This is a genomic window from Limnovirga soli (assembly GCF_013106755.1).
Classification (GTDB): Bacteria; Bacteroidota; Bacteroidia; order Chitinophagales; family Chitinophagaceae; genus Limnovirga; species Limnovirga soli.
Genome location: NZ_WHPF01000011.1, coordinates 59,823 through 75,046 on the forward strand (window position 1 = coordinate 59,823; position 15,224 = coordinate 75,046).

The window sequence follows — 15,224 nt, forward strand, 5'->3', positions numbered from 1 at the left end:
TTACAAAAATGATTGCAGTACCAGAAAAAACAATAGTTGAATTATAAACAAATGTACTGCGAATTGGTTGTCTTGTTTAAAACACAGTTTATTAAAAAGCAGTACCAGCAGGGCACTAATAATAAACCAGCATGCATAATTGTAAAAAGGAATATTGCCATCGGGCAGCCATTTCCAAAAACCCAGTTCGGTGGCAACCGGTTCCATTACCCAATCAAAAAAGGTGGTAAGTAATGCGGCATCTGCTACATAGGCAAATACCATAACCCTTGCAGATGGAGGGGTGTCACCCGTCATTTTTGTATAGGCCCAATGGTTTAATTTTCTAATGGTGGTGGCTGCGCCAAATACGGTAATAAACCAATACAGTCCAATTAATAGTGGTACCCCGGCTATTTGAAAACCCATTACTGCACCATATACATAATTACCAAACAACCAACCTGTATTTACGCCAATGGCTTCTGCCACCATGCCGGTTATAAAACAGGTAGCGGCAAATACAAAAAATGCTTTATTTCGGATAGGTTGGGTAAACAATACCAATACAGCCATCAGCAACAGGTTTAGGGATGTATTTTGTATAAACCAATCCCGGTAAGGCGTACAAAGAATACCAATGGCACCGCTAATGTGGAATAGCAAGGCAATAAAAACAGCTATATATAGTTTTTGGTTTTCTGTCATTGCGTTAAATACATTCAATTTTTTGTTACCGGCTTTGAAGCAAATGTCGGCTTTACTTGCGTCGCACTCTTGTACATTTGTATGATATGGCAGCTAAAGATTGCCCCAATTCAAAAAACGTTTGGATGAATTTTATCAATGCTGTTTTTGTTTGGAAAAATCTGCTGCTACCAGTTCGCTCATAATTTTTGCACTTTTTAGGCAAAGTGGTATACCACCACCGGGATGCACACTGCCACCTGCAAAATATAAGCCCATAATATTTTTGCTAAAATTAGGATGCCTTAAAAAAGCCGCCATTTTTGAATTGGAACTGCTGCCATATAAAGATCCCATATAGGATGCTGTTTTAGTTTCGATGCTAATGGGGTCTAAAATTTCTTCAGTCTCAATCAAAGGTTCAATATTGGTTTGCAATAGCCTGCTTAATTTTTGCAGCACAAGCTGCTTAATAGCGGGCTTTATTTCTTCCCAGTTTTGGCCAATATTGGCAGGGGCATTTACCATTACAAACCAGTTTTCCTTACCATCTGGGGCTTGTACACCGGGTTCGCATTTACTGGTTATATTAATGTAAACGGTAGGATCTGGTTGCATGGTTTTATGCACAAACAAATGCTCAAACTCGGTTTTATAATCGTTGCTAAAAAAAATATTGTGTAAGTCTAATTGCGGGAAAGTGCCATTAATACCCCAATAAAATACAAGGGCGCTACTACTACGTTCCTGTTTTAATATGGCAGTGGCTTTATCGGGGTTTTGCAACAGGTATTTGTATGTGCCATAAATATCCATATTGCTAATTACTACATCTGCCGGGATATTTTTTTTATCGGCTACCAACCCCAACACTTTTCCTCCGCTTTCAATAATTCTTTCAACGGGCAAATTAAATTTAAAGTTAACACCCTTTTTTAGTGCCAGAGCATACAGTGCATTGGTAATACTTATCATACCGCCTTTGGGATAGAAATTACCCTCGTTATGTTCTAAATGGGGGATAAGACTTAACATGCCCGGTGCTTTATACGGGTTGCTGCCATTATAGGTGGCATAGCGGTTAAACAATTGTACCGTATGAGGTTTGGTAAAAGCTTTGTTGTTTAGTGTATGCAGGCTGCCAAATAAATGCCTGCCCTTTGCAGTTTGTAATGCTTTTAAAATGGGTGCTTTAAACAGGGTATTTAATTTATGCAGAGAATAATTTAAAAAAATTTCTGCCACATTTTGGTATAATGTGGCTGCACCGTTGAGGTATTGCATGACTGCATTTTCATCTTCCCCGGTTTTATCGTGCAGTTCTTTGGCCAGCTGGTTTGCATTTGCCCAGGCATTTATAATGGTTCCATCCTCGTAAAAATAGTTACAGGAAATGGGCAGTTGCTTGTAGCTAAAATAGTCCTGCATATTTTCTCCGGCCAGGGTAAATAATTCAGCTATGTTTTGGGGTTGGGTAAACAAGCTGGGACCTGCATCAAAATGAAAGCCGTCTTTTTCAAAATGGCTTAGTTTGCCGCCGGGGTATTCGTTTTTTTCGTATACTGTTACTGAAAAACCCTGCACGGCCAAACGGATGGCACTGGCTAAACCAGCTACCCCACTGCCAATTACAGCTGCTTTTTTTTGATGCATAGAATAGGTATCTGCAGGCAAATTAGGAACTATTTGCATTTAATTAGTTTAAGGGTTGCACTTTCCACCATTCCATAATTCTGGGGAAGGCAATTTTAAACCAGGAAGTGTATTTATTGCTTTGATTATTCAGGTTAAAAGCAATATCGTGCATGCTTTTATAACAGAAGTCTTTTACCTCATCGGCATTGGGATGTATTGCACCGTCGTAGGTACCTATAAAAACATGGTCAAATTCATGTTCGGTAAGGCCATTTTCAAAAGGCGATTTATAGGTAAAAGTAAATTGTTTTTGAATGGCTGTTTCAAAACCCAGCTCTTCTTTTAAACGGCGGGTGGCTGCGGCGGCCACATCTTCGCCGGGGCGTGGGTGACTGCAGCAGGCGTTTGTCCATAAACCACCACTGTGGTATTTTTTTAGGGCTCTTTGCTGTAAAAGCATTTCGCCTTTTTGATTAAAAATAAATACACTGATAGCACGGTGCAGTAATGCTTTTTCATGGGCTTCTATTTTTTCCATTTCGCCCAGCTCCTCATCATGTTCGTTTACCAGTATTACTTTTTCCATGTAGTAAATTGCTTATGGTGTACTATGGATGTTTATTTTGCTGCCATGAAACCTGAACCCTGAAGAGTGCGACGCAAGTAAAGCTTCATGGGTGTTGTTTTGCCCGGCTAACAGGCTTTTACAAAAAATTTAGCTGGCTGCGTAAACCTGCTTTGGCTACAATAAGTGCTTTGCCATAGTTGGGTATGCGCACCCGCTCTTCCAGAATATTTACTGATGGCAAACGTTTAATTTTATTAAATAGCGACAGGTAATATTTGTATGCAACATAAACGCCAAAACGTGCTTTTACTGGCAATTGCAATATGCCTTGGTAAGCGTGGTTAAAATCGTTTTGTATATCCTGCTCTATGGTTTTTTTATCGGCTTCGGAAAAGTTTTTAAAATCGCATCCGGGAAAATAGGTTCTGTTTAGTCCTTCAAAATCGTTTTTTATATCCCGTAAAAAATTTACTTTTTGAAATGCGGCACCAAGGCTACGTGCGGCAGGTTTTAATGCATGGTAGGAATTATTACACCCCTCGCAAAACACATAGAGGCACATTAGGCCTACTACTTCTGCACTGCCATATATGTATTCCTCGTATCCGTTGGCATCGTATTGGTATTGATTCAAATCCAGCTCCATGCTATGAAAAAATGCATCAATTAAAGCATGATCTATTTTGTAATGATTTACCGTAATTTGAAAGCTATGTAAAATGGGATTTAAACTGATACCCCTTTCGATGGCAGTATAGGTTTCTTTTTTAAATTCGGCAATAAGCTGCTCTTTGTTATAACCATGAAATGTGTCAACAATTTCATCGGCAAAACGCACAAACCCATAAATGTTATGGATATGCGGACGCAACTGTTTGTGTAACAGCTTAATAGCCGATGAAAAAGAAGTGCTGTAGCGCTCTGTGGTAATTTTACTGCAGGCTTCACTTACTTCATGAAAAATTTGCATCATAGCAAGGTATAATTTTCTCTTTAGATTTTATAATATCATAATACAAAGCAGTTAGCGTTTTGTTCAACCAAAAGCCTTAACTACTTCTTTTGCCACCACTTCGCCACTAATTAAACTGGGTGGTACACCTGGACCCGGCACAGTTAACTGACCAGTATAAAAAAGGTTACTTACTTTTTTACTACGGCAGGATGGTTTTAAGATCGCCGTTTGTAATAAGGTATTTGCCAACCCATAAGCATTGCCCTTAAACGCATTATAATCTTCAATAAAATTGCTTTGGGCATAGCTTTTATAATATACGATGCTATCCTTAATAGACTCGCCAGTTCTTTGCTCCATGCGGGTAACAATCATGTCAAAATAACGTTCACGTAATTCTTCTGAATCATCTGTTAAACCTGTTGCTACAGGTATTAAAAAAAACAAGTTTTCACAACCTGGAGGCGCTGCAGTTTCATCAGTTACCGATGTGGCGCTAACATAAAATAACGGATTAACCGGCCATTCTTTGGTTTCGTATATTTCTTTACCATGTACTTTAAAGGAAGTATCAAAATAAAGGGTGTGATGCAGAATATTTTTAAGTTTTTTATTGAGCCCAACATAGTAAATAAGGCAACTGGGTGCCATTACTCTTTTATCCCAATATTTATCGGAATAAGAGCGATAGGCGGGTGGCAATAATTTGGTTTCTACGTGGTGATAATCAGCACCTGCAATGATAACATCTGCTTCAAATTGGTGTGTTGATTGTGTGTTTGTATTGTGGGTAATAATACCGGTAGCTTTACCTTTTTCTATTAGAATTTGTTGTACATCCTGATTAAATTCAAAGTGAACGCCCAATTCTTTAGCCAGCGAAAACATGCCTTCTACAATGCAATACATGCCTTTGGCCGGATACCAGGTGCCACCTTTTATATCGGCATAGTTCATCAGGCTGTAGAGTGCGGGGGTTTTTTCGGGCAAAGCGCCTAAAAATAATACCGGAAACTCCATAAGTTGCTGTAAGGCAGGATGGGTAAAATGCTTGCTTACATGCTTTTTAATGGAATTAAATACATCCAGCCTGAAGACGCCGGTAACCAATTGCCAATCTAAAAACTCCGCCAGCGACTGGCCGGGTTTAAACACCAGCTTTTGAACCCCAACTTTATATTTGTAAGCAGCTTCGTCCAAAAATTTATCCAGCTGTTGGCCACTGCCGGGTTCTATATCTTCAAATAATTGTCTGAAATTGTCGTAATCGGCAGGTATATCAGAAAAAGAATCTTCCCAATATACCCTGTAGGATGGATTTAAACGTAAAAGCGTATAATAATCTGCTACGGTTTTACCAAATGAGTTGAAGAAATGTTCAAAAACATCGGGCATCCAATACCAGCTGGGTCCCATATCGAAAGTAAAACCAGCGGCTTTCATTTGCCGGGCCCGGCCACCGGGAATATCGTGTTTTTCCAATACAGTTACCTGCCAACCGGCTTTTGCCATAAAACAGGCTGCAGACAAGCCGGCAAAGCCGCTGCCAATAATGGTAACTTTTTTATCAGGCATTTTTCAAATTATAGAAAAAAATGGAATGGCTAATTAATATCTTTCAATTTGGGCTTTAAGTAGTTTGCGGGCAAAGTGTATTCTGCTTTTTATAGTACCCAATGGTTCGCCCAGCATGTCGGCAATTTCGTGGTATTTAAAACCATCGTAATATAGCATAAAAGGGTTTTTAAATATTTCGGGCAGGTTATAAATAGCTTCATTTACCTCTTTCATATTAATATTACTAATGGCTGCATTGGCTGTAGTTGCCTGATTATAATCCAGCAAAAAATCGTTGGGGGTATTATCAAAAACGGTGTTTTGCTTGGCTTTGCGGCGGTAATTATTAATAAAAATATTACGCATGATGGTATACAACCATGCTTTTATATTGGTGCCTACATTATATTTTTCTTTGTTGGCCAGTGCTTTATACAGGGTTTCCTGAAAAAGATCTTTGGCAGTTTCGCTATCCCTTGTCAATGTAACGGCAAAAGGCCTTAAAAACTCCGCATTGCTCAACAGCATCTGGTTAAAATCTAAGGTAGACATTTGAAAGAGTGTTTAAATTATTATAAGTCAAAGTTAAACAAAATACATTAGTGGCAATTTATTTTTGTTTATTTTTTTATAGAATAAATTAAACAAAACAGATTTTAACACTTGGTTTTATGTTTTATGCACCTCAAGGCATGTGGGTGCCATGTAGAAAAACAGGTTTCTAATTGATTATTAAAGTGTTACTTAAAATGGGGGCATTGTTTATCAAATATCGAATATTTGAAGTGCAGGTAACCAACGGGTATGGTTAGGCTTGTTTCAGGATACAAAAAGGGTAAAATTCCCGTTTTATTGTATTTAGAAATGCAAGAATGTAAGGCTAAAGCCACATTAGAATAATAATAGACCAGTTAGTGGGGAAAGCAATAGCTGAGTAACCGGCAGAACCCTGCAGTGTGCGACGCAAGTAAAGCTGAATGCTGTTATATGGCCGGTCCAATAAAATTTAACTAACCAATTATAATAGAGAAATGTATTCCATTACTTCGGCCAAAGATTTTTTTAGGTAAATATTGGCGGGTGTTTTCTTTTTGTAAGATTGTGTTACCGCACCCGATAATACAACAGGTAAACTGGGAATACGCATATTTAATTTCATTAAAAACTTATCAAAATTAAAATTGCTGGCAAGTGAGGTAAGGTGCGAATAAATAAAGTCGGGCTTTTTAACTTTTGCAACATATTCAATATCCTGTAAAGGTGCATTGGCGCCAATATACAGCACCTTAATACCACGGCTTTTAAGTAGAAAATACATATATAAAATACCCAGTTCGTGGTGTTCGCCTTCGGGTAAAAATAGCAGGGCTACTTTATGAGATATAATGGAACTGGATGCACTTTCTATACCCACAATTAGCTTTTGGCGAATAATATTGGTTACCAAATGCTCCTGTGCGGGATTAATATGATTGGTAATCCACAAAATGCCAATACGCTCCAGGTAAGGAAACAAAATATAGGTAATGGTTTTTTCTATGCCTTTGGCATTAATATAACGGTCCAGCACAGCTTCAAAGGCGTCAATATCCATATCCACCATATGCTGTATCATCTCATTAATAATACGTTCCTGCTGAGCCTGTGCATTGCTAAGGGTAAGAATTTTCTCCTTCATTTCCCCTTCGCTCATCTTATCTATATGAGATATTTTATAGCCATACTTATTCAGCAAAGAAATATTAAGTACCATTTTCAATTCTTCGTTTGAATAGTACCTGATATTGGTTTCTGTTCTATGCGGATTTAGAAAAGAATAACGCTGTTCCCAAATACGTATAGTGTGGGCTTTTATGCCAGACAGGCTTTCCAGATCTTTAATAGTAAAGGCATTCATGGTATAATTACAAAAAGCAATATCAAATTGTTTAATATTTCTAATTATTTTCTTAAACAGTGAAATAAGTAAAAAAAAGCCAATAAAACCGCCTCAAAATAATTATTAGGATACCAGCAGTGTTGTAAATGGCATCGCCTCTTGCGTCGCAATCCGTTCATGGTTCCGTTTATATGGCGGCAGTAACAGCCATAAACAGAATACCACTATATATAAGCTGTTGCATGTACAGCAGAACCAAAAGCCCACAAATACGTTAATGCATTATCATGAAACATATGTCAAAACAACACCTGCCCCAAAAGATTTGTGTGGTATGTAGCAGGCCCTTTAGCTGGCGCAAAAAATGGGAAAAGGTTTGGGATGAGGTAAAATATTGCAGCAATAAATGCCGGCATCAACGCCCGGCTGCACCAACAACTAAATAGCCTGGTGATTAAAAGGCTGCAATACCATTTCACTAACTACGCCACTTGCCGGTTGCTGGCAAAGAAACCAAATGGCTTTGGCAGCTTCTTCGGCTATAATCATTTTATCTCTTTGCACCCTCAGGTCAATGGTATCCCAAAAACCTGTATCTACCCCACCCATAAATAAATTGGTAATGCGTATATCTGTTCTTTTTAATTCTTCCCTTATGCTTTGCATCATACCTACCAAACCATATTTACTGGCGCTATAGGCAGCGGCACCTGCCATGGGCACCTTACCCAACACACCTGGAATATTTATTATTAACCCCGCTTTAACCGCTTTCATGGCTGGTAAAAAAGCCTTTACCAATAAAAAAGAAGCCAGCAAATTGGTATTAAGCGATTGCATAAAATCAGCCTCGGTTAACACTTCAATGGGTTTTATAATACCAATACCGGCCGCATTTATAAGTATATCAATACCTGGAAAAACAGCAAAATAAGCAGCCTGCAGGGCAGCAACATCAGTTGACTTGCTTAAATCTGCTGCAAACATTTTATCAGGGCTTATTTTATATTGTTCAGCAATGGCTGCCAATGTAGTTGCATTACGGCCGGTTATAAAAACATGGGCGCCGCCTGTAACAAGCAGCTTAACTGTTTGCGCACCAATACCACCTGTTGCACCGGTAACCAGAATATATTTCCCTTTTATAGTTTGCATATATGTTGTGTATCAATTAACAGATACAACAAAAACAGGTAGGTTTTGTTGTAAAAATCAAAAGCAGTTTGCAATTATAACTTGTGTAAGATTTAGCTACAACACCAATGTATGAGTTTACGTAAAAAACCATGGAACAGGGTTAACCTGCCGGTATATTCCATCAGCAGCCATAACGGCAAGGGCAATCATAACATGCATATCATAACTTATGCTACGGCCATCAGCATGCAACCCAAACAGTTTATTTGTGGGGTATATCGTGGTACAAAAACACTGGAAAACATTACACAGCACAATAAATTTGTATTACAACTATTAAGTGCACAGCAGTATAATCTGGTAAATATGCTGGGCAAAAAATCTGGCCACCAAATCAATAAAATGGCCTATTTACAAAAAAGAAATCTGGTACAGCAATGGAAAGATTATTATGTATTATCTGATGCATTGGCCATTATAGAAATGGAGGCACTACCAGTACTATTGCCAAATACGGCAAGCCCCGATCATACCATTTTCTTATGCAATGTGCTCGAATATAAAAATCTGCATACCGGCGAACCACTTACGCTGGATATACTCAGGCAAAAGCATTTAATACGTATCTAAACCATCTTATTCAGTAGCGCTGCTCAATAAATATAACCTGCCATCTGCCTTGGTCATAATATACATTTCACCATTTGCATCACGGCCAAAATGCAGGTCCACCCTGTCAGAACCACATAACTTTCTTAAATTTTGTATGGTACCATTTATACTTATATGCCATTCTTTAATGGTGGCCGGTTTGCCTTTTTGCAGGTCTTTCACATCCACATAAAATAAACGGCCGGTGGGTATATCGCCAAACAAAAACTTACCCTTTAGAGCAGGTATGGCATTGCCCGTGTATTCATAACCGCCGCTAATAGCTTTACCTTCGCCATGGTCGTACTCAGCTACCGGGTAGGTAATATTAAAAATGCTGTCATCGGTAGGTAAAGCATATACTTTATTCATATCGGCATAAGGGTTTAATACAAAATTACCCTCCCTGATGGGCCAACCAAAATCGTTACCCTTTTGTACCAGGTTAATAGATTCTATATTGCCATGTCCAATATTCGATACCAGCATATCGCCATTCTTGTTCCAGGTTATGCGGTGCGGGTTTCTAAAACCATAGGCATAAATCTCACCCAAAGCATTGCTATCTTTTACAAATGGGTTTTGCGGTGGAATACCATAACGCCCGTTTTGGCTGTTATTACCTGAAGGGTTAATGCGTATAACGGTACCATACAAGGTTTTTTTATTATGCGCCAAAAACGGATACCCATGTTCTACACAACCACCTTCACCAATACCCACATACAAAAGGCCAAAATCTTCATCGCCTGGTTTGGATAATGGATTGAACATTATTTCCTGTATGCCATGTATCACACTCACCATATTAATGCGCAATAACTCTCGGCCCTTACCTGTAAAAGTGTTGGCAACAGGGGTATTTGTTTTCCATTCGGTAAGTACCCATTGTACGGCAACATCAATACTATCGGCATAACCAAAATCGGCGGGTGCGGTATGCGCTTTTTCTGTATGGGTAGTATAGAATAAACCATCCTGCGCAAAATTTGGACTAAACGCAAAACTGCCAAAACCACTTCCAAGTCCAGGTTGGTGCATGAATGCTGGTTTTAGAGCTGCTAAATCCATATACACCTGTGGTTTGTTATTTTGTAAGTGATATAGTTTGCCATTCAGGTCAAGTAAAAACAAATCATCGGTACCTGGTTTATTGCCCAATTTAGTAATTCTTGTCAAAGGCAATCGTCCACTATCGCTGGAGGCCGGCACCTGCAACAACACTTTAAGGGATACAGTAAGTGTGCTGTTTGCAATGGTATCTGCAATGGGGTTTTGTATGGCATTTTCAGCAGTAGTATCCCTGTTTGCTGCTGGTGCAGCCTGGGTATGCAGGTAAGCAATTATGTAGTTAATGGCACTATCACCCAACGATTCAAAGGAGGGCATCATTACCATATATTTTTTATATAGTTCATTGGCCCGTTCATCACCATTGCCAATAAGATCATTGGGGTTACTAATAAAACTGGCAATCCATTTACTATCTGCCTGTGAAGTTAAACCGCCCAATTGCGGACCAATACCATCCCGCAAAAAATTATGACAGCTACTGCAATTGGCCATAAAAAGCTGCTGCCCTTTGGCAATGCTAATGCTATCGGTAGCAATAGTGCTAGTATCAATATGCCTGGGCATGCAGGCAGTCCAAAATAGTACTATCATTAACGGCAAAGCCAGCCATTTGTAATTCATAAGCAATCAGTATTATCCTCAAATCTATTACTAAAAAGTTTATGAAATTAATGGGCCCTGCAGTACAATCATAATGAGGCATTACTTGCGTCGCACTCTTGTGCGGTTAGATACTTTGTGCAGCTTTTACCGAAGGGTAGTTTAATGCATATCCTCTTGGCTGGTACAGTACAGCTAAAAAGTTGTTCCTCTAAAAACAGCAGGCATTCTGGTAAACAAGGGTTGATTTCAATAGGTCTTTTATCAAAATCTCACTCCATCTTATAGAGTTATTTATTACCTGACTAAATAAAGTTCCCCTTCCCCCAAAAGCCGCATAGCCTTCCCTACCGCACAAGAGTGCGACGCAAGGGAAGTTGAATAGTATTTCCACTGCCGGGCTCAATAAACAATTTGGCTGCTGTGCAATGGCAATTCACAGTTATTTTAGCTAAATTGACTGATATATTAGCTGATTGGCATTTTTTAGTAAAAGCTTTGGACCTTTGATAACCATAAACGCATATGCTATGAAAAATTTTTTGTTTTCAAAAGTGCTGGTAATATTATTGGTTTTGTATACCACCGGTGTAGTAGCCCAACCCGTTAAGCAACATGGTGCATTGCATGTGGAAGGCACACAATTATTGGATGAACATAATAAGGTTACCGTATTGCGCGGAATGAGTTTTGGCTGGCATTGTTTCTGGCCTGATTTTTATACCCCCGGCACGGTAGAATGGCTGCATAAGGATTGGGGCTGTACCGTTATAAGGGCCGCCATGGGTGTTGAACCAAAAAACGGATATAAGGAAAAACCGGAATGGTCTAAACAAACCATTATGACCGTTGTAGATGCTGCCATTAAAGAGGGCGTATATGTAATAATCGATTGGCATAGCCATAATATAAACCTCCCCGAAGCAATTGCCTTTTTTACAGAGATGGCAACCAAATATGGCAACTACCCCAATATTATTTATGAAGTGTTTAATGAGCCGGATCAGGAAAGCTGGTCTGATGTAAAAGACTATACCAATGAAGTGGTTTCGGCCATAAGAACCATTGATAAAGACAATATTATTTTGGTGGGTAGCCCGCATTGGGATCAGGATATACATTTGGTGGCCGATGAGCCTTTAACCGGTTTTTCGAATATCATGTATACCGTGCATTTTTATGCAGCAACACACAAACAATCGCTAAGAGACCGTTGCGAATATGCTTTGAATAAAGGCATACCCATATTTATATCAGAATCTGCAGGCATGTCTGCAAGCGGCGATGGCCCACTTGATGATGCTGAATGGAATACCTGGATAAAATGGTGTGAAAAACGCCATATCAGCTGGATTACCTGGTCCGTATCACCAAAGGATGAAACCTGTTCGGTATTAAACAAAAATGCCTCAGCAAACGGCCATTGGCAAACGGCTGATTTAAAAGAATCGGGTATAAAAGCACGTAGATTACTGCGGCACTATGCCGGGTTGAAATAGAATTATAAGCGGTTATACATAACAATATTGCCTTAGATTTTTTGGCACCGAACAACAGCCTGTAAATTGAATTTGCAGGCTGTTGTATTATAGCTATTTTAGAAGTACAAACTTGCAATATGAAAAACCTTGTATGGATATTTTTTTGTATAGGTACCAGTGCACAAGCCCAAACGCTTACCCGTGCCAATAGTTTTGTTGGCCTGCATTTCGATTTTCATGCAGGGTTTCAATCTACCCATATTGGCCAGTATTTTAGTTATGAAGCTATAGATTCTATGCTTAGCCTTACAAAACCGGATTATATTCAGGTAGACTGTAAAGGCCACCCCGGTATTGCCAGTTATCCAACAAAAGTGGGTACTCCGGCACCGGATATAGACAAAGACATTATGCTGCAATGGCGGCAACTAACCAACAAACATCATGTGGCTTTATTTGTACACTACTCCGGCATTTGGGATTATAATGCCGTAGCCCAACATCCCGGCTGGGCAAGGGTAAATAGCGATGGCAAACCAGATGCTTATGCCACTTCAGTTTTTGGCCCTTATGCAGATTCATTATTGATACCACAACTAAAAGAACTGGCCCTTAAATATAAAGTTGACGGCGCCTGGGTTGACGGCGATTGCTGGACATTGGCACCCGATTATGGTACCGTCGCCGCCGCCGCATTTACTAAAGCCACCGGCATTACTACTTTACCAATAGCTATTACTGATAGCAATTATTTTGCCTTGGCTGAGTTTAACCGCAGGCAGTTTCATACCTATGTTTCCAATTATGTAAATGCACTGCACAAGGCCAGTCCGGGTTTTCAAATAACCAGCAACTGGAGCTTCTCTTCTTTTATACCCGAAAAGGTAGATGTGCCAGTTGATTTTTTATCGGGCGATGTAGCAGGTAGCAACAGTTTATACAGTTCAGCCTTTGAAAGCCGTTGTATGGCCCTGCAGGGAAAACCCTGGGATCTGATGTCATGGTCGTTTAGTAATAAGGATAATTTCAGGGGTACCAAACCTTTTGTACAATTGGCACAGGAAGCTGCGGAAGTTATTGCCATGGGTGGTGGCTACCAAACTTACTGGACCCAAAATGCCGACGGCAGTTTACCGCCCCACCTGTTTGGTAATATGCAACAAATTATTGCCTTTTGCAGGCAACGGCAGGCCTACACACATAAAGCAGCCATTGTGCCGCAGGTGGGCCTGTTGTATTCCTCTTATGCCTGGCGCAGAATACCATCAGAAGGTTTGTACAATGGCGGCGGCAGCGGAGCTATAAAGGGCATACTGGCTGCATTATTAGATAACCAGTTACCTGTAGAAATTATTATGGATCATCAATTGCCAGAGCGTATTAACCAATACCCGGTGTTGGTGTTTCCCGAGTGGCAAACTATTGATCCTGCACAACATGCCCTTTTACTGCAATATGTAAATAATGGTGGCCACCTGCTGGTAATTGGTGCCGATGCGGCATCATTGTTTAAAGAACAATTAGGCGCTAATACCTATGGTAAAAAACCCGAAGGTGAAATGTTGCATTATGCCTTTAATTATAACAGTGAATCCTTGCAATCAGCTTTACAAAAAGCTGTAGCCCTGCCGGGTACACAAACCATTGGCTATTTGCTACAGAACTATGATCTGCGTTTTCCCGATAGTTTGGCGATGGCCACAGTAGCCAATTATGGCAAAGGAAAAATTGCGGCCATATACGCCAATATTGGTGATGCCTATACTCACCGGCAAAGTGCGCAATTAAGAGATATGGTGGGTGCAGCAATGCAAACCCTGTTTGCACAACCCACCGTAACCGTACAAGGCAGTAAATTGCTGCATATGGTGCTGGCTAAAAAAGACGGGCATTTGTTTATCCATCTAATTAATAGCGGTGGTGGCCACAGTAACCCCAATATAACTACCTATAGCGAAGTGGCACCAGTTGGTGCAGTTACGCTTACTATTCGCCTGCCTAAAAAACCGGCCAGTTTGGTATTGCAGCCATCGCATACCATATTGCCATTTAGCTATGCCAATGGCGTGGCAACGGTTAAGTTACGACAGGTAGGTATTTACGAAATTATTCAGGTAAATGAATAGTGTGGACTTATATTCCCGGCTGTTGTGGTATAAGCAGCAGCCGTTGCGTCGCACTCTTGTGCGGCAGGTACATTATGCAGCAAATACGGGTATTAACTTAGTCCATCAGGGCTTGCCTCTTCTATGCAATTAAACATCCATTGCACCCCGTATTTATCGGTACAGCTGCCATAATAGGCACCCCAAAACATATCCTGTAAATCCATGGTAATTTTACCACCGGCAGATAGGGCATCAAATAATTGTTTGGTTTCTACCCGGGTATCGGGCTCCAGATTTATATGTACATTATTGCCAAAGTTTACTTTAAAGCCCATGGTTTCCGGCGCATCGGTTGCCATTAAAATATGGCCGCCGGTAATTACCAGTTCAATATGCATTACCAGGTTTTTATCTGCTTCTGCTATTGGGGGCATGCCTTCTACAACCGGTATATCGCCAAAGCGGGCAATGCCGCCATTGCCAAATTCGCCACCAAAAACTGATTGATAAAAATTAAAAGCTTCCTCTGTATTGCGGGGGAAATTCAGGTACGTACTTGTTCTGGCCATGATACATAATTTTAGTTGGTGTAATTGTGTGTATTTTTTAAAAAAACTGTTCCCGGTTAATGGAGCAGCCAATAAATATATTACTTAAAATTTGCTATTGGCTAGTACCAGGCTTTGAATTTTATTTAAGTTCAATGGCAACTGCTATATGTAACAAAATGCTTTCTATGTTAAATGGGCTGTTTACAGTTGCATAGCATTGTTGCCGTACAAGTGTGCGACGCAAGTAAAGCCCCATAATGATACTTCTGCCTGGCCAAAAAAACTGATGTAAGTATACTTCACAACTCAAGTTTTTACCAACTTAATAGCGTAAGCGTTTCACAACCTATTTATTATTGGCA

At 39.9% G+C, this 15,224-nt stretch carries 14 protein-coding genes; 4 read left to right on the plus strand and 10 right to left on the minus strand.

Annotated features, from left to right (window positions below; genetic code table 11):
• From GD597_RS15495 to GD597_RS15525, 7 genes are all read right to left on the minus strand, one after another.
• The gene (locus GD597_RS15495) at positions 1–687 is read right to left on the minus strand and encodes a carotenoid biosynthesis protein (protein WP_171608800.1); all 687 of its coding nucleotides are present in this window, start codon (positions 685–687) and stop codon (positions 1–3) included.
• Between the two features lie 135 nt (positions 688–822).
• Positions 823–2,358 (minus strand): 1-hydroxycarotenoid 3,4-desaturase CrtD, encoded by a 1,536-nt coding sequence (gene crtD, locus GD597_RS15500; protein WP_235954318.1) that lies wholly within the window; start codon positions 2,356–2,358, stop codon positions 823–825.
• Between the two features lie 4 nt (positions 2,359–2,362).
• Entirely contained in the window at positions 2,363–2,887 is a 525-nt protein-coding gene (idi, locus tag GD597_RS15505; protein ID WP_171608801.1) for an isopentenyl-diphosphate Delta-isomerase, read from the minus strand.
• 118 nt (positions 2,888–3,005) lie between these two features.
• Positions 3,006–3,842, minus strand: coding sequence for a phytoene/squalene synthase family protein (locus GD597_RS15510; RefSeq protein ID WP_171608802.1), 837 nt, complete (start codon positions 3,840–3,842; stop codon positions 3,006–3,008).
• A 63-nt stretch (positions 3,843–3,905) separates the two neighbouring features.
• Positions 3,906–5,399 (minus strand): phytoene desaturase family protein, encoded by a 1,494-nt coding sequence (locus GD597_RS15515; RefSeq protein WP_171608803.1) that lies wholly within the window; start codon positions 5,397–5,399, stop codon positions 3,906–3,908.
• Positions 5,400–5,432: 33 nt separating this feature from the next.
• Positions 5,433–5,933 (minus strand): RNA polymerase sigma factor, encoded by a 501-nt coding sequence (locus tag GD597_RS15520; protein WP_171608804.1) that lies wholly within the window; start codon positions 5,931–5,933, stop codon positions 5,433–5,435.
• Between the two features lie 466 nt (positions 5,934–6,399).
• Positions 6,400–7,278 carry a MerR family transcriptional regulator gene (locus GD597_RS15525; RefSeq protein WP_171608805.1) on the minus strand — a complete coding sequence of 293 codons (879 nt, stop codon included), beginning with the start codon at positions 7,276–7,278 and terminating at the stop codon, positions 6,400–6,402.
• Positions 7,279–7,556: 278 nt separating this feature from the next.
• On the opposite strand from GD597_RS15525, the gene GD597_RS22210 reads away from it, so the two are divergent.
• Complete coding sequence (locus GD597_RS22210; protein WP_394353249.1) at positions 7,557–7,706, plus strand: DUF2256 domain-containing protein; 150 nt, start codon at positions 7,557–7,559, stop codon at positions 7,704–7,706.
• Here the strand turns inward: GD597_RS22210 and GD597_RS15535 are convergent.
• The gene (locus tag GD597_RS15535) at positions 7,699–8,415 is read right to left on the minus strand and encodes an SDR family oxidoreductase (protein WP_171608807.1); all 717 of its coding nucleotides are present in this window, start codon (positions 8,413–8,415) and stop codon (positions 7,699–7,701) included. The genes GD597_RS22210 and GD597_RS15535 overlap by 8 nt on opposite strands.
• A 111-nt stretch (positions 8,416–8,526) precedes the next feature.
• Here GD597_RS15535 and GD597_RS15540 point away from each other — a divergent pair, with 111 nt between their 5' ends.
• The gene (locus GD597_RS15540) at positions 8,527–9,027 is read left to right on the plus strand and encodes a flavin reductase (RefSeq protein ID WP_171608808.1); all 501 of its coding nucleotides are present in this window, start codon (positions 8,527–8,529) and stop codon (positions 9,025–9,027) included.
• 6 nt (positions 9,028–9,033) lie between these two features.
• Here GD597_RS15540 and GD597_RS15545 read toward each other — a convergent pair whose 3' ends face one another.
• The gene (locus GD597_RS15545) at positions 9,034–10,743 is read right to left on the minus strand and encodes a PQQ-dependent sugar dehydrogenase (RefSeq protein ID WP_171608809.1); all 1,710 of its coding nucleotides are present in this window, start codon (positions 10,741–10,743) and stop codon (positions 9,034–9,036) included.
• Between the two features lie 509 nt (positions 10,744–11,252).
• On the opposite strand from GD597_RS15545, the gene GD597_RS15550 reads away from it, so the two are divergent.
• Both GD597_RS15550 and GD597_RS15555 read left to right on the plus strand, forming a co-directional pair.
• Positions 11,253–12,221, plus strand: coding sequence for a glycoside hydrolase family 5 protein (locus GD597_RS15550; RefSeq protein ID WP_171608810.1), 969 nt, complete (start codon positions 11,253–11,255; stop codon positions 12,219–12,221).
• Positions 12,222–12,340: 119 nt separating this feature from the next.
• Complete coding sequence (locus tag GD597_RS15555; RefSeq protein ID WP_171608811.1) at positions 12,341–14,329, plus strand: alpha-amylase family protein; 1,989 nt, start codon at positions 12,341–12,343, stop codon at positions 14,327–14,329.
• A gap of 92 nt (positions 14,330–14,421) precedes the next feature.
• Here GD597_RS15555 and GD597_RS15560 read toward each other — a convergent pair whose 3' ends face one another.
• Positions 14,422–14,880 carry a VOC family protein gene (locus GD597_RS15560; protein ID WP_171608812.1) on the minus strand — a complete coding sequence of 153 codons (459 nt, stop codon included), beginning with the start codon at positions 14,878–14,880 and terminating at the stop codon, positions 14,422–14,424.
• Between the last annotated feature and the right edge of the window lie 344 nt (positions 14,881–15,224).